Annotated in this window: 15 protein-coding genes; 4 read left to right on the top strand and 11 right to left on the bottom strand. The window is 66.0% G+C overall.

Going from position 1 to position 14,835, the window contains the following annotated elements:
• Nucleotides 1–113: 113 nt before the first annotated feature.
• Nucleotides 114–1,370, bottom strand: coding sequence for a YhjD/YihY/BrkB family envelope integrity protein (locus tag C8D04_RS02215; protein WP_116003402.1), 1,257 nt, complete (start codon nucleotides 1,368–1,370; stop codon nucleotides 114–116).
• A gap of 21 nt (nucleotides 1,371–1,391) precedes the next feature.
• On the opposite strand from C8D04_RS02215, the gene C8D04_RS02210 reads away from it, so the two are divergent.
• The 4 genes from C8D04_RS02210 (at nucleotide 1,392) to C8D04_RS02195 (ending at nucleotide 4,760) form a co-directional block, all read left to right on the top strand.
• Nucleotides 1,392–1,811 carry a DUF2069 domain-containing protein gene (locus tag C8D04_RS02210; protein ID WP_116003401.1) on the top strand — a complete coding sequence of 140 codons (420 nt, stop codon included), beginning with the start codon at nucleotides 1,392–1,394 and terminating at the stop codon, nucleotides 1,809–1,811.
• 46 nt (nucleotides 1,812–1,857) lie between these two features.
• A complete protein-coding gene (locus C8D04_RS02205) occupies nucleotides 1,858–3,297 on the top strand; it encodes an FAD-binding oxidoreductase (protein ID WP_116003400.1) in 1,440 nt (479 codons plus the stop codon).
• Nucleotides 3,298–3,435: 138 nt separating this feature from the next.
• Nucleotides 3,436–4,269, top strand: a complete 834-nt coding sequence (locus tag C8D04_RS02200) for a thymidylate synthase (protein WP_116003399.1) — start codon at nucleotides 3,436–3,438, stop codon at nucleotides 4,267–4,269.
• Nucleotides 4,270–4,271: 2 nt separating this feature from the next.
• Nucleotides 4,272–4,760 (top strand): dihydrofolate reductase, encoded by a 489-nt coding sequence (locus C8D04_RS02195; RefSeq protein WP_116003398.1) that lies wholly within the window; start codon nucleotides 4,272–4,274, stop codon nucleotides 4,758–4,760.
• 116 nt (nucleotides 4,761–4,876) lie between these two features.
• On the opposite strand, the gene C8D04_RS02190 is transcribed toward C8D04_RS02195, so the two are convergent.
• The 10 genes from C8D04_RS02190 to C8D04_RS02145 all read right to left on the bottom strand — a co-directional run bounded on the left by C8D04_RS02190 (nucleotide 4,877) and on the right by C8D04_RS02145 (nucleotide 14,789).
• On the bottom strand, nucleotides 4,877–5,689 hold the full coding sequence (locus C8D04_RS02190; RefSeq protein WP_116003397.1) for a TOBE domain-containing protein: 813 nt from the start codon (nucleotides 5,687–5,689) through the stop codon (nucleotides 4,877–4,879).
• A gap of 77 nt (nucleotides 5,690–5,766) precedes the next feature.
• Entirely contained in the window at nucleotides 5,767–6,627 is an 861-nt protein-coding gene (modD, locus tag C8D04_RS02185) for a ModD protein (protein ID WP_233521082.1), read from the bottom strand.
• The gene (locus C8D04_RS02180; RefSeq protein ID WP_116003396.1) at nucleotides 6,624–7,499 is read right to left on the bottom strand and encodes a DUF364 domain-containing protein; all 876 of its coding nucleotides are present in this window, start codon (nucleotides 7,497–7,499) and stop codon (nucleotides 6,624–6,626) included. Before C8D04_RS02180 ends, modD begins: the two co-directional genes overlap by 4 nt.
• The gene (locus C8D04_RS02175) at nucleotides 7,493–8,287 is read right to left on the bottom strand and encodes a class I SAM-dependent methyltransferase (protein ID WP_116003395.1); all 795 of its coding nucleotides are present in this window, start codon (nucleotides 8,285–8,287) and stop codon (nucleotides 7,493–7,495) included. Before C8D04_RS02175 ends, C8D04_RS02180 begins: the two co-directional genes overlap by 7 nt.
• A complete protein-coding gene (locus C8D04_RS02170; RefSeq protein ID WP_116003394.1) occupies nucleotides 8,284–9,114 on the bottom strand; it encodes an ABC transporter ATP-binding protein in 831 nt (276 codons plus the stop codon). The genes C8D04_RS02175 and C8D04_RS02170 overlap by 4 nt, the downstream gene beginning before the upstream one ends.
• Nucleotides 9,111–10,133, bottom strand: coding sequence for an iron ABC transporter permease (locus tag C8D04_RS02165; RefSeq protein ID WP_165829114.1), 1,023 nt, complete (start codon nucleotides 10,131–10,133; stop codon nucleotides 9,111–9,113). Before C8D04_RS02165 ends, C8D04_RS02170 begins: the two co-directional genes overlap by 4 nt.
• A 112-nt stretch (nucleotides 10,134–10,245) precedes the next feature.
• Nucleotides 10,246–11,301 (bottom strand): iron ABC transporter substrate-binding protein, encoded by a 1,056-nt coding sequence (locus C8D04_RS02160; RefSeq protein ID WP_116003393.1) that lies wholly within the window; start codon nucleotides 11,299–11,301, stop codon nucleotides 10,246–10,248.
• Nucleotides 11,298–11,858 carry a DUF2478 domain-containing protein gene (locus C8D04_RS02155; RefSeq protein ID WP_116003392.1) on the bottom strand — a complete coding sequence of 187 codons (561 nt, stop codon included), beginning with the start codon at nucleotides 11,856–11,858 and terminating at the stop codon, nucleotides 11,298–11,300. The genes C8D04_RS02160 and C8D04_RS02155 overlap by 4 nt, the downstream gene beginning before the upstream one ends.
• Entirely contained in the window at nucleotides 11,855–12,736 is an 882-nt protein-coding gene (locus tag C8D04_RS18780; protein ID WP_199562957.1) for a tungsten ABC transporter permease, read from the bottom strand. Before C8D04_RS18780 ends, C8D04_RS02155 begins: the two co-directional genes overlap by 4 nt.
• Complete coding sequence (locus C8D04_RS02145) at nucleotides 12,717–14,789, bottom strand: TonB-dependent receptor (RefSeq protein ID WP_116005963.1); 2,073 nt, start codon at nucleotides 14,787–14,789, stop codon at nucleotides 12,717–12,719. Before C8D04_RS02145 ends, C8D04_RS18780 begins: the two co-directional genes overlap by 20 nt.
• Between the last annotated feature and the right edge of the window lie 46 nt (nucleotides 14,790–14,835).

Below are 14,835 nucleotides of genomic sequence, written 5' to 3'. Positions count from 1 at the left end.
TTTGCATGGCGCTCGTGGCCCTGGCACATCGATACAGATCGGCGGGCTTCACATGGATTAAAAATTCAAAATTGATAGCTGCTACCGCAATATCCATAAGCGCCAGAGGCTATTTAGACCGCAATTTTCTGCAATACATCGGCCAGCATCAATTTCTCCAGCCCCGCCCGCTCCCACAGTGGCTGCAGGCTGGGTGAGCGCTCGACCAGCAAGCGCGCCAGCAGCGGCGCCAGTGGCGTGGTCTGCGGGTTGGCCAGCAGCACATAGCGGGGCTCGGCCTGGTGGGGAGAAGCGGCATCCACCTCTTCCAGGCGCCCCACCCAGTCCAGCCCAGTGAGCACATCCAGGGCGGGTTCCAGTTGCAGCGCTTGCACGCGCATGCGCTGTGCCAGTTCATCGGTGCGCAGGCCGCGCGCGCTGCCCTGGTGTGCGGCGTGCAGTTGCTGAACCACCTCCACCGCCAGTTCGAAACTCCAGCCCTGGTGGCCCGAGCGGCGGGCTACACCAGCGAGCAGACTGGGCAAGTAGGCTGCCACCACAGCACCGAGCAGGACGATGACCCAGGCCACATAGATCCAGATCAGCAAAATGGGCAGCGTGGCAAAGGTGCCGTAGACCGCCGAATAAGTGGGCACCTTGGCCAGGTACAGGGCCAGGCCTTTCTTGGCCAGCTCCATGCACACCGCCACAAAGATGCCGCCCGCCCAAGCGTGGCGCCAGCGCACCTGGGTATTGGGCACGTAGCGATACAAACCGGCCATGCCCGCGGCCAGCACCAGAAACTCCATCGAATCGAGCAGCAGGCGCAGCATCCCGGGCAGCGTTTCCACCAGGCCACGCGATTCCGACAGCGCATACGACGTCAGCGCCAGGCTGGCCCCGAGCAGCAGCGGCCCCAGGGTCATGGCGGCCCAGTAGATCAGCACCCGCTGGGCCAGCGGGCGCAGACGGCGCACGCGCCAGATGTTGTTGAGCGTGCGGTCAATCGTGAGGATCAGCGCCAGCGCCGTGGCCAGCAGCACGCTAAAGCCCAGCAGGCCCAGGCGGCTGGCCTTGGTCGAAAACTGCGTGAGGTAGCCCAGCACCTGGCGCGCAATGCTCTCGGGGATCAGACTATCGAGCAGCCAGCGCTGCAACACATCCTGCAGCTTGCCAAACATGGGAAAGGCCGTGAACACCGCCAGCACCACGGTAAAAAAAGGCACCAGGGCCAAAATGGTGGTGAAAGTCAGGCTGCTGGCTGTCAAGCCGAGGCGGTCTTCGCGAAAGCGCTCGCGCAGGGTGAGTGCGGTGTTCGCCCAAGGAAAATGCGAAAGATCAGCGGGCAATGACTCCAGGCGCTGCACCACGGTCTGTAGGGAAAAGGGCATGCTCGCTATGATGCCATCGCCATGAACCCAGTCGAACCCCCGCTTGCCCGCCCCACCACGACCCACCCGCTGGTACACGACGCCCGCCGCGTCGCTGTCGCCAGCTTGCTGGCCTTGATAGCGCTGTGCCTGGCTTGGGAGCTGTTCCTGGCGCCGCTGCGCCCCGGTGGCTCGTGGCTGGCGCTCAAAGCCTTGCCGCTGTGCATTCCTCTGGCGGGTTTTTTGAAGAACCGCATGTATACCTACCGCTGGGTCAGCCTGCTGGTGTGGCTGTATTTCACCGAAGGCGTCGTGCGTGCCTGGAGCGACCGCCCTCCAGGGCAATGGCTGGCGTTGCTCGAAGTTGTGCTGTGCCTGGTACTTTTTACCGCCTGCACGGCGCACATCCGCCTGCGCCTGCGCAGCGCCCCGGCGCCAGAGCCCGCTCCCACCGCCCCCTGATCCGGGCCACTGCCGTGCGCAGCCGCCCCACTGGAGAACCTGCCCCATGCAATACCTGATTGAAACCTTGCGCCTTGCCGTCGGCGAAGCCCATGTACTGACGGAGGGAGACCTCAGCGCCTGGGAGCAAGACTGGCGCCGCCGCGTGCACGGCAAGGCCCTTGCCGTGGTGCGCCCCGCCAATACGCAAGAAGTGGCCGCCGTGGTCAAGGCCTGCGCTGCAGCCGGGGTGCCCATCGTGCCGCAGGGCGGCAACACGGGCCTGTCGGTGGGCTCCACCCCCGACACCTCGGGCCGCGAAGTGGTGCTCAGCCTCACCCGCATGAACGCGGTGCGCGCACTGGACAAGGATAACCTCACGCTGACCGTGGAGGCTGGCTGCATTTTGCAGAACGTGCAGGATGCCGCCGAGCAGGCAGGCCTGTTGTTTCCGCTCTCGCTCGCCGCCGAAGGCAGTTGCACCATCGGCGGCAACCTGGGCACCAACGCCGGTGGCACCCAGGTGGTGCGCTATGGCAACACGCGCGACCTGTGCCTGGGCCTGGAAGTGGTCACGCCCCAGGGCGAGGTGTGGGACGGCCTGCGCGGCCTGCGCAAGGACAACACCGGCTACGACCTGCGCGACCTGTTCATTGGCAGCGAAGGCACGCTGGGCATCATCACCGCTGCCACGCTCAAGCTCTATCCCCGGCCCGCCGCCCAGCTCACCGCCTGGGCCGCGGTCGCCACGATGGAGCAGGCTGTACAACTTTTGGCACTGGCACACCAGCACCTGGGCGCAGGGCTGACGGGCTTTGAGGTGATGGGCCGCTTTGCGCTGCAACTGGTGGACAAGCACATGCCCCAGCTGCGCGTGCCCTTTATCGACCAGGAAGAAGCGCAGTGGGGCGTGCTGCTGGAGAACTCCGACAGCGAATCGGAAGAACACGCCCGCACCCGCTTTGAATCCCTGCTGGAGACCGCCTTCGAGGCCGGCTGCGTGCAGGACGCCGTCGTTGCCGAGAACATCGCACAGGCGCACCAGCTCTGGCATATCCGCGAAAGCATCCCGCTGGCCCAGGCCGAGGAAGGCCTGAACATCAAGCACGACATCTCCGTGCCTATCTCGCGCATCCCGGCCTTCGTGGAGCATGCCGACGCGCTGCTCACACGCGAGATCCCGGGCGTGCGCCTGGTCAACTTCGGCCACCTGGGCGACGGCAACCTGCACTACAACGTGCAGGCGCCCGAGGGCAGCGACGCCAAGGCCTTTCTGCGCGACCAGGAAGACCAGGTCAACCACCTTGTGTACGAGGCCGTGGCCGCCTTCGGTGGATCGTTTTCGGCCGAGCATGGCGTGGGCGCGCTCAAGACCGACAAGCTCGCGCGCTACCAGTCGCCCGTGGCGCTGACCATGATGCGCGCCATCAAGCAGGCGCTGGACCCGCAGAACACCATGAACCCGGGTCGGGTGCTGGGCAGCCAGGCCACACCACCACAACCTTGAGTGCTCTGTTTTTTATAGCTACCAGCGCTTACCCAGTAAGCGCCAGAGCCCTATTTCATCAAAACTATTAGAATAGTGCCCGGCCTACGCCGCCGCGCCTTTTCCGGGCGTTTCTTATCGCCTCGCAGAGACACCCCCATGCCCGCCCGCCCCATCCGCTCGCAGTACGAAGACTTCATGCGCCATGTGTTTAAACACGGCGTAGCCAAAGGCGACCGCACCGGCACGGGCACAAAAAGCGTGTTCGGCCACCAGATGCGCTTTGACCTGCGCGAAGGCTTCCCGCTGGTCACGACCAAGAAGGTGCACCTCAAGAGCATCATCGTCGAGCTGCTGTGGTTCCTCACCGGGTCGAGCAGCAACCTGTGGCTCAAGGAGCGCGGCGTCACCATCTGGGACGAATGGGCGCGCGCCGATGGCGACCTGGGCCCCGTGTACGGCGTGCAGTGGCGCAGTTGGCCGACACCGGATGGTGGCCACATCGACCAGATCCAGCAGGTCATCGACACGCTCAAGACCAACCCCGACTCGCGCCGCATCATCGTCAGCAGCTGGAACGTGGCCGAACTGGACAAGATGGCGCTGATGCCCTGCCACGCCTTCTTCCAGTTTTACGTAGCGCCCGCCACCGCGCCGGGTGGCAAGGGCACATTGAGCTGCCAGCTCTACCAGCGCAGCGCCGACATCTTTTTGGGCGTGCCCTTCAACATTGCCAGCTACGCACTGCTCACGCACATGGTGGCGCAGCAGTGCGACCTGGACGTGGGCGACTTCATCTGGACCGGCGGCGACTGCCACATCTACAGCAATCACCACGAGCAGGTGCAAACGCAGCTGGCGCGCGCACCCTACCCCTACCCCACGCTGCGTATCAAGCGCCGCCCCGACAGCATCTTCGACTACCAGTACGAAGACTTCGAGGTGCTCGATTACCAATGCCACCCGGCCATCAAGGCGCCGGTGGCGGTGTAGGCATGCGCATCGCCCTCATCTACGCACGCGCCGCCAACGGCGTGATCGGCAAGGACGGCACCATGCCCTGGCACCTGCCCGAAGACCTGGCGCATTTCAAGCGGCTGACCAGCGGTTGCCCGGTCATCATGGGGCGCAAGACCTGGGACTCGCTCCCGCCGCGCTTTCGCCCGCTGCCGGGGCGCAGCAACATCGTCATCACGCGCCAGCCCGATTGGCATGAAAATGGCGTGCAGCGCGCATCCAGCCTGCGCGAAGCGCTACAAATGTGTGAGTTATCTGAAACGGTGTGGGTGATTGGCGGCGCGCAAATTTACGCCCAGGCCTTGCCCCTGGCCGATGGCATTGAAGTCACCGAGATTGCCCAGCCCTTTGACGGCGACGCCTTCGCGCCCGAACTGGGCCCCGAATGGGTAGAGACAGCCCGCGAGGCGCACACCAGCGCCAGTGGCCTGCCCTTCAGCTTTGTGCGCTACGAGCGCCAGCGCTGAGCGACTGCCCTGCATCTCATTCCATTTCCAAATCATTCGTGTCTAGGCGAAGCCGCAGACAGTGCTGCAGCAAGGCAAGGCGAAGCAACAACAGCACGGGTGATTCAGAAATGGAATCACGCAGGCGCACCCACGATCACGCTGGAGGCCTTGAAAATAGCGGTGGCCGTGCCGCCCACCGCCAACGCCAGCGACTGACAACTCTCGTTGGTGATGATGGCCGCCACAGCGGCGCCGCCTTCCAGGTCGATCACTACCTCGGTATTCACCGCACCGGGCACCAGGCGTGCGATGGTACCGGTGAGCCGGTTGCGCGCCGAAAACTTTGCCCCTTCGGCATCGGTCACCACCACGATGGACGAGGCCTTGACGAGCGCAAACGCCTGCGCGCCCACATCCAGGCCCAGGTCTTGTGCGCTCTCGTGCGTCACGATGGCCACAATTTTGTGGCCGCCTGCAGCCTGGATTTCAATTTCGTCGTTGACGGCGCCGCGCTGAACGTGGGTCACGGGGCCTGCAAAATGGTTGCGTGCGCTGGTTCTCATGCTGATTCTCCGAATCAATAAAAAATCATCGGCAATACCGTTGGCCTGCGCGCTCAACTGCGCAATGAAGCGGCGGTGTTCGCTCTCAATCAGGTGAAAGTTCTCGACCAGTTGCGCACCCCGGCGCGTGAGCACCGTGCCGCCACCGCCCTTGCCACCCGTCACGCGCTGAACCAAGGGCTCGCCCGCCAGGTTGTTCATGGTGTCGATGGCATCCCACGCGGCCTTGTAGCTCATCTTCATGGCCTTGGCGGCGTGCGTGATGGAGCCGCACTCGGCAATGTGTGCCAGCAAGGCGATACGACCCGGCCCGCCCAGGCTTTCACCGCCCACCGTCATCCACACGGAGCCGCCCAGTTCAATGCGTTTGTCTTTGGAAGGCATCGTTGTTTGCTGCAAAGGGTGAAAACACCAGTGTAGAACAGCCGCGGCGGGCATCTGGGCCAGCGCGGCCATTGCGGTTATTGCGGCTCCATCTGCACACCCACATCGGCCGGGTGCGCGTAGTGCAGGCTGCTCGTCACCAGCGCATCCACCCCGCTGGCGGCGTAGTCGGCGGCGTTCTGGCCGTTCACACCACCGGCCGCCAAAAGCCCGAGCTTCGGGTGCCGTTCACGCAGTTGCGGGCACCATGCGCGCAATTGCTCTGGCATCACCTTGTCGAACTGCAGCACATCAGCTCCCGCGCCAATGGCGGCACAAGCGTCTTCGAGCGAGGTTACCTCCACCACGCATTTTTTCTCGGCCAGCGCGGGCGCAGCAAGTGCAAGCCGTGCCCGCACTGCATCCCAGTCACCCACCAACGCGCGGTGCTGTGCAAACACGAGCACCGTCTCGCCCACACCCAGCCGGTGCGGAAAAGCGCCGCCACTGAGCGTAGCCTTGAGCGCAATGCGCCGCAGGCCCGGCGCGTGCTTGCGCGTGGTCAGCACCGCTACCCCAGGGGCTGCGGCTTGCACCGCCTGCACCATGCGCGCCGTGGCGCCGGCCACGCCGCAGGCGTATTCGAGCAGGTTCTGCGCCACCTTCCAGGCGCGCAGCAGGCCAGCAGCCTCGCCCGTGGCCACCAGCAGCGCCGTGCCAGGCCGCACGCGCGACCCACTGGCCACGCAGCTTTGCACTTGCCCACCGCAGTGCTGCACCACACGCGCAGCTTCTTCAGTGCAGGCAGCCACCGTATCGCCACGCACGGTGAAGGTCATGCGCGCAGATTGCCCGCCGATGGCCAGCAGGTGCGTGGTGAGGTCGAGCAGCGGCGCGTCCTCGGCAATCCAGGCGTCGATGGTGGCGTGGTCGAAAAAGACAGAAGGCAGGCTGGTCATGGGTTCACACACAGGCTGACGCGCTCCACCGATTTGCCAAAGAAGTGGTAACCCGAGCCCCCCTCGGACAACAGATCCAGCAGCGCATCGGCGTCTGTCACGCGTGTGCCGCCCACCACCGTGGTCCCACGGCGCGCAAAGGGCGCAGGCCACAACGTAGCCGTGGGGCCCACCACAGCGGCCTGCGCGCCGGGGCGCAGGTGCTGCAGCAGGCCGTCGAGCGTGCCGTTGATGAGCGTGGTGCCGGTGGTGATGAGCACGTCGGCTTCGGCAATGGCTTGCGCTGCGCGCTCTTGTGGAATGTGAAACACCCGCTCGTCAGGCCGCAGGGTGGAGAGATCGAGCTCCAGCACACCAAACGACTGGCCCCGTTTGCGCAGCTCGCGCATGTAGGGCACAAATGCGCCCACCAGCACCACGCGTTGGCCGGGTGCGATGCCGAGCGCATCAAATGCATCGCCAGCCTGCCCCCGGGCGCCCGGGGGCGGGCCATCCCGCAGCCACAAGGTGTCGACCAATGCGTTCAGCGTGGCGATGGCCAGCGCACGGCGCAGGTCTTGCGGGCGGTAGAGGTCTTGCAGCCATTGCACCGCATTGCGCCCGGCGATCTTGCCCGGCACCGGCATGGCCATGGCTGAGCTGGGGCAACACACGGCCTCGGGCACACTTTTGATGGGCGTGGCGCACAGGCCACCCACGCCGTTGGACAGCTTGACGCCCGTGAAAAAGACGCCGAGCACGGCGCGCTCGATGCGCAGGGTTTGCGCCAACTCGGGACCCAAAGCGGCCACCACTTCGGCGTGCAACTCGGCCAGCAAGGTTTCGCCTTGTGTGGTGGGCGGCGCATCGAGGCGGGTGGCCGTGGTCAGCATGGTTCTTTCTCCCACGCAATAAACGCCCAACGCATGGGCGTACCCCTGCGCTCCTGCGGCGTAGCGCGTTCGTACCAGGTGCGCAGGCGCGTCCGTTCGTCGCCATCGAGGTCACCGACGGACCACGCGACACGGCGTGCAAAGTCATCAAAGTCCACCGCATCGGCCAGCCGGTCTTCGTGTGCGATGTAGTCCAGCCGTGGGTGGATGCCCATGCGGTGCAGGATGTTGAGCAGGTAGATGTAGTCGGGCACGCTGGGCACCTGGCGGCCGATGACGGCCTGGAGGGCCGGGTCGGTGAAATGGCCACCCACCAGGTGCGTGAGGTACACCCGCAGCCTTGCCTTGGCGTGCAACTGCTCCAATGCGGTGGCGATGTCTTCGACCGTGGTGGAGCGTGATGCCACGACGATGTCGCACTCGGGCACGTCGCTCCAGTCGTCTTCCCAGGCGCGGTGCAGGGTTTCGACGTTGGCAAGCTGCATCTCCGCCGCTTTGGCACGCATGGCGCCCAACATGGCGCTGCTGTAGTCCAGGCCCACCACGCGCTGCAACTGGTGGGCCACGGCCAGGCCGATGGTGCCGGGGCCGCAGCCCACGTCCAGCAGCGAGGTAGCGCCCTGCAGATCCATGCGCGCCACAAATTCCTCGGCATAGCGGCTGTTCAGGGCCTTGCTGGCCATGCCGGCGGCGCGGCTGTCCCATGCGCTGGCGGTTTTGCGGGTGCGGGCCGTGGTGGCCAGGTGGTCGCGGTAGAGGCGGCCAAAGTCGATGGCTTCGATGGTCATGGGGTGGTTTCCGGGGGATGGGATATGGCTGTGGTGGTGCCCAGGCTGGCGGCGAGGCTCGTGGTGACAGCGCGTTCGCTCACGCCGTACAAGGCGGCCAGGCGTTCGGGTGTCGCGGTGCTGGCAGGCGTGCCGATGGCCACCAGGCAGCCACCGCCGAGCAGGGCAATGCGATCGGCAATGCGCAGCGCGTGTTCGGGCTGGTGGGTGGAGAGCAGCACGGCCATGCCTTGCTGGCGCAGCTGGGCAATGTGTTCGAGCACGCGGATCTGGTTGCCAAAGTCGAGGCTGGCGGTGGGCTCGTCCATCACCAGCAGCACGGGCTCTTGCGCCAGCGCGCGGGCAATCAGCACCAGTTGGCGCTCGCCGCCGCTGATGGCGGTGTAGATGCGCTGGCGCAGGTGGGCAATGCCGAGGGTGTGCAGGCAATGCTGGGCATGGTCGCGGTCCTGCTGCGCAGGCGCTGCAAAACGGCCGATGCGGGCGGCGCGGCCCATCAGCACTACGTCTTCGACCGTGTACGGAAAGATGCCGGCATGCGCCTGCGGCACATAGCCCACATGGCGCGCAAAGGCGCTGCGGGGCCACGCGGCCACGGGCTCGCCCAGCACCAGCACCTCGCCCGCCAGCGGCGCCAGCAGGCCGAGCAGGGTGCGGAACAGTGTCGTTTTGCCGCTGCCATTGGGGCCGAGCAGGCACAGCACTTCGCCGGGCGCCATTGCAAAATCCAGGTCGCTGCCCACGCGCCGCTGGCCGTGGCCGATGGTGAGGGCGCAGGCTTGCAGCACCGGCGCAGTGGCTTTCGTCGATTGCGGCGCGGTGCTCATTCGCCCCGCCCCGGCCGCGCCAGCAAGAACAAAAAGAACGGTGCGCCCACCAGCGCCGTGAGGATGCCCAGCGGCAGCTCGATGCTGGCGACGGTGCGTGCCAGTGTGTCGGTAGCTACCAAGAAACCGCCGCCCAGCAAGAGTGATGCTGGCAGCAGACGCGCAAAGTTGGGCCCCACCAACAGCCGCGCCACATGGGGAACCACCAGGCCAATCCAGCCGATGATGCCGGTCAGCGACACCGCCGCCGCCGTGCTCAAAGTGGCAGCCGCCACCAGCAGCAGACGCAGGCGCACGACGGAGATGCCCAGCGCCTGCGCTTCTTCGTCGGCCAGGCTCAACAGGTTCATGCGCCAGCGCAAGAGCGCCATGGGTACCAGGCCCACCAGCATGACCGGCGCCGTCACCGCGAGGTCGGCCGTGGTCACGGCGTTCAGGCCACCCAGCAGCCAGAAGGTGATGGAAGGCAGTTGCGTGGTCGGGTCGGCCAATATCTTGATGAGCGAAATGCCCGCGCCCAGCAGTGCGCCCACCGCAATGCCCGCGAGCACCAGCACCAGCACCGGGTCGTGCCGCCGCACCAGCCCCGCCACGCCCACCACCGTGCCGACTGCGAGCAATCCGCCCACGAAGGCCAGCGCCTGCACCACCGCCAGCGGCAGGCTCAGGTAGATGCCCAGCACCGCGCCCAACCCGGCACCGGCCGACACGCCCAGGATGTCGGGCGAGACCAGCGGGTTGCGAAACATGCCCTGGTAAGCCGCGCCCGCCGCCGCCAGCCCCGCGCCCACCAACAACCCGGCGGCAACGCGCGGCAGGCGGATATTCCAGACCACGGTTTCCTGGGCGGGCGAGAGGCCCGATTCCGTCCCCGTGATGCGCGCCAGCACGGCGCGCAACAGGTCGGCCGGGGCCATGGGGAACTTGCCGAGCGCAAACGCGGCGACCACCACGGCCGCCAACAGCACGCCTGCCACGGCCCAGGGCAGCCAGATGGCCCGGGCTGGCGGGCAGAGCATGGCGCTCGCCTGCGGAGCCTCTTTCACGCAGGTTGTCATAGGCGTATGACTACCAAATTGATAGCTAATAGCGCTTGATACATAAGCGCTAGAGGCCAATTTATTATCAATTTCACGCCGTACCTTCCAGCAAGGCCGCCACCGCTTTCTGCGACAGATCTGCGCCGTAGAACAGGCGGTAAAAGCGCTGCACAGCCACGGGCAAAGGTTCGAGCGCACGCACCGCCGGGTGCGCGGGGTGCAGCAGTTGCACCAGCCAGTGCACGCCGATGAGCCGGTTCACGCCGGGCGGGCCATCGAGCCAGCCAAACGGCATGCTGGGCGCGCAGTGCACGCGGCGCTTGCGCACGGCGGTGAGCGATTGCCACAGCGGGTCGCTCAAGGCACGGCGCGCAAAGGCAGGGTCTTGGGTGACGATGACCTCAGGGTCCCAGCCCAGGATCTGCTCCATCGAGACGCGGGTGAGCGAGCCCTTGCCGGCGGCAGCGGCCACGTTGCGGCCCCCGGCAAAGTCGAGCACCTCGAGGTTGATGGAGCCTTCCAGCCCTGTCTCCAGGCCGTCGGCGCTGCGGCCAAAGTACACGCGCGGGCGCTCACCCGGCGGCACGGTGACACGCACCTGGGCCGCCAGCGCCAACACCGTGTCGGCATAGGCGGCCAGGCGTTGGCCGCGTTCGGCCACGCCCAGCAGTTGCCCTACTTCGCGCAGCTGCGCTGGGTGGTCGGCCAGACGGCCGTGCACCAGCACGCAGGGCAGGCCGGTCTGCTCGGTCACGCGCTGGGCGGCCGAGATGTAGGTGGCGTCGGCCGTTCCGGAATCGAGGATCACATGGGGCTGCAACTGCACCAGGGTTTCCATGGGCACTGTGCTGCCCCGCCCGGCCAGGCGCCCCACAAACGGAAGATCGCGCAGCGGCGCGCCGAGCAGGCCGCGGGCGGCGTCGCTCAACTGCAGCGGCCAGCCCACCAGTTTTTCAGGGGCCAGAGCGGCCAGCAGCACGCCCGCAGGCGCACCCGCTGCAAACACCCGGCGCACGCGCTCGGGCGGTGGCAGTTGACCAAAACGGGCCGCGATGGTGCTGCCCGCCGGGCCTGCCCAGGCGGGCACACCCCACCAGGCAGCGGCCAGCCAAGGCAGGCCCGATTGCAAAAGGAGGCGTCGCTTCATCGTTCCTCCCACTCCATCGCCGTTTGGCTCTTTTGCATGTCGATGGCCAGGGAAAACCAACTTTGCAGCGCAGAAACGCGGGGCGGCAACTCTTCGCCCAACCCGCCGGTGAAGCGGCGCCAGGCTGGCAAATGTTTTTCACCGACCACCGTCAGCAGCGGGCGCTCGTCGGCCATCAGCGCCAGCAGCTCGGCGGCAAAACCACCGCCCGCCGCCTCCAGCGCGCCAAAACGGTTGGCCACGGTCAGATCAACCCGATCGCGCAGCGCCTGGCGCAGCGCACCGCTGGCTTGCGCCACACCGGCAGGGTCGATGCAGCACGATTGCGACTGCGCGCCCAGGTCTTGCGAGATGGAAAACTCCTCCCCGGTGCGCAGGTCCTGCAACAGCATCCATTTGCCGCCCCCGGGGCGCACCCGGTTGGCCTGCACCACCCCGCCCACGCACCAGCCCTGGGCCTGGAGGCTGCGGCAGAAGTCGGCAAGCAAGCTATCGGCACCGCCAAGATGGTCGGGGTGCACGATGGCGGCCAGAAGGGATGGCTGGATCACGTTCATGGTTTTGTTTCCTCGTAACTTGCGGGAACCGTGTTGCGGCCAAAAATCCAGGTGCCGGTGGCAGGCGGCTGTGCCTGCAGCAGTGCGGCCTGCCCGGCTGTAGACACCAGATGGTCGGCCAGTTGCTCGGCACGGCGGCGTGTTTCCGCAGAGGCAGGATGGCGTGGGCCGGGGGTCAACACCACATAAGGTCTGCGCATGAGCGGGTCGCCCTGCAGCAGCACCTCGATACCGGGCGCAGCCATCCTGCCGAACGCCACGGGGATATGGCCCACCACGGCATACGCACCCAGGGCGGCCGCCTGCTGCAACACGTCCTGTGGTGTGTTGCCCGTGTCGATGCGTGCCCAGCGGGCATCGGGCCGGATGCCTGCGCGGCGCCACAGGCGCTGCACCACGGAGTAGCTGCCGGGGTCACGAAATGCGATAAACGACGCCTTGGCGTTGGCAATGCGGCGCAATGCGTCCTGGCCATCGCGTGCGTTGCGCACCTGGGCTGGGTCGGCAGCGGGCCCGACCAGCACATGTTCGTTCCAGGCCCAGACGCGCACCGGCGCTGCCAATGCGCTGGCCTCCAGGGCCATGGCCTCGTCGCTTGCGTGGATCAAGAGCACATCGACATCGCCGCGTGCAAACACGGGCACCACACCCTCTTTGGGACTGGCGGCCACGGTGAGCACCTGCACCCCCAAGGCTTTGCCCGCCTGCGTTGCCACCCGGGGCCAGACGCCGCTGAGCACCAGCCCACCCACCGCAGCCACGCGCACGGCGGGCAGCACCGCAGGTGTTTGCGCCTGTGCGCAGGCCGCGCCCAGCAGTACGCAGGCCAGCGCCCTGCGGCAAACGGTGTGCCAGCGATTAGAAACGGTAGCTGCCACGAACAAACCAGGTGCGTCCGGGCAGCGGGAAGCCATCCGACAGTTCATACCATTTGTCGCCGAGGTTGCTCACCCCAAAGTCCAGCGCCATGTCTTTGCGCGGCTTCCAGGTGGCCTTCACTCCCACAATCCCAAAGCCAGCCAGGTCGCGGTAGATGGTCTTGCCCGATCCGGCAAAAGCGACCTTGCGGCCTTGCTCGGTCTCCAGCGTAGTGCGCAACTCCCAGGCGTCACTGGGCGCCCAAGTCAACGCCGTGTACAGGCGGTGGCGCGGTGTGTCGGTGAGCTGCACGCTCGCATCGCTGAGGTTGCGGCGTGCCAGATAGGTGTAGGCACCGGTCAGCGTCCACTGGCGCGCAAGGGCCTGGTCGAGCGACAGCTCCAGCCCCGCGTGGCGCGCGCGGCCCACGTTCTGGGCCTGTGCGCAGGTGTTGCTGCCCGCGCCACAGGTGCCCACCGGCGCCGCCACATAGACGTTTTGCATCAGGTCGGTGATGCGGCTGTAGAACACCGCCGCCTGGCCCTTGCCACCGGTCCAGGGCGATCCTTTGATGCCCAGCTCCAGGTGGTTGGCCACCTCGGGTTTGAGGTCGGGGTTGGGCAGCGCCGCGCCCATGCGGGCAGAGTAGCGGTCCTTGATGGTGGGAAAGCGCGTTTTGTGCGAGGCAATGGCATAGGCCTCGCTGCCGTGGTCATCGAGCAAGCGGGTCAATTCGACCAGGCCATTGGTGGCGCTGGTCGAGCCGGTGGGCCAGTCATACACCTCTTTGGCATCGCGCTTGTCGTGCGACAGGCCCACGCGCAAGCGCCAGTTTTTGGCGAGCGTGATGCTGTCTTCGACCGCCAGCGACGTGGTGGTGTCGCGGTAGTTTTTGGTCGGCGACGAAGGGTTGGAGTCGTTGTGCTTGTCTTCCTTGATGTGCACGGCCAGGCGCAACTCGTGGTTGGCCACCGCGTAGTTGGCCAGCTCCAGCGATGCGCCGGTGGAGCTGTCGTTGTACACGCTGGGGAAGCTGGTGTTGTTCAGCTGCGTGGCGTAGCTGGCGTTACTGAAGGCAAGAATGCTGTTCTTGTAGGTGTCGTGGAACACCCGGGCCTTGAGCACATTGTTCTGGCCGATGCGGGTGCTGCTGATGAAGTACACACTGTCCTTGTCCCAGAAAGGCCACTGCCAGTAGCGGATGCCGCTGGTGGACTGGCCGGTGTACACCGGGTTGCCTTTTTCGCCGTCCTGGCGCACGTAGCCCAGCGCGTATTCGTCGGTCGCATTGGGCGTGAGGCCCACTTTGAACGACAGGCGCTGGTCGGTGCGGTAGGCGTTTTCGCGCTGGCTGCCGGTATCGGTGGGCTTGGCCTTGTAGTCCTTGAAACCCTTGGGCAGCGGAAAGCCGTCGGCATCCAGGTACGACAGGCCCAGCTGCGCGTACCAAGCACCCTGCTGGGTGCCGAGGTTGACCGCACTCATTTTTTCGGAACCCGAGCCCACGCCCAGCCGCACATCGCCTTCAAAAACGCGCACCGGCTTGCGCGTGACCAGATTGATGGCGCCGCCCAAGGTGTTGGGGCCATAAAGCAGCGATGCGCCACTGGTGGCCACACGGATCTCGGCCAGGTCAAACGTGGTGAACCGCCCAAAGTCCACATAGCCGTCGTAGGGCACATAGAGCGGCACGCCATCGACAAACATGGGCACCTGGCGCGCATCAAAACCGCGCAGGTACACCGTGTCCTCGTTGCGGCTGTTGCGCGAGAGGCTGGCACCCGGCAAGGCCACCACGGCGGAGCCTACGGTGTCGGCGTTGCGCGTCTGGATGGCATCCTTGCCCAGCACCTGCTCGGCGCCCTGCTCTGCGCCTTGCGCCGCGCCCGTAACCACCACCGTGCCCAACTGAAAGCTGCCGTCTTGCGCGGCGACAGGTGCAGCCGCAAAAGCCGCCAGCAACAAAGCCGTTAGCAACCGCAGCCGGGGAGGGGTGTGTGCCCAGGTTGTTGTGGTTGCGGCTTTCTTCCCGCCAAAGGGGTGGCAATACCTATCGCGCTTCGTGTTTTCCATGGGTGTTTCCATTTCGTTATGTATTTTTTTATACAACGGTAGTTAA

It is taken from the genome of Simplicispira sp. 125, assembly GCF_003096555.1.
Lineage (GTDB): Bacteria > Pseudomonadota > Gammaproteobacteria > Burkholderiales > Burkholderiaceae_C > Simplicispira.
Note: the sequence above shows the minus strand (reverse complement) of the source record. Positions and strands in the feature narration are given on the sequence as shown.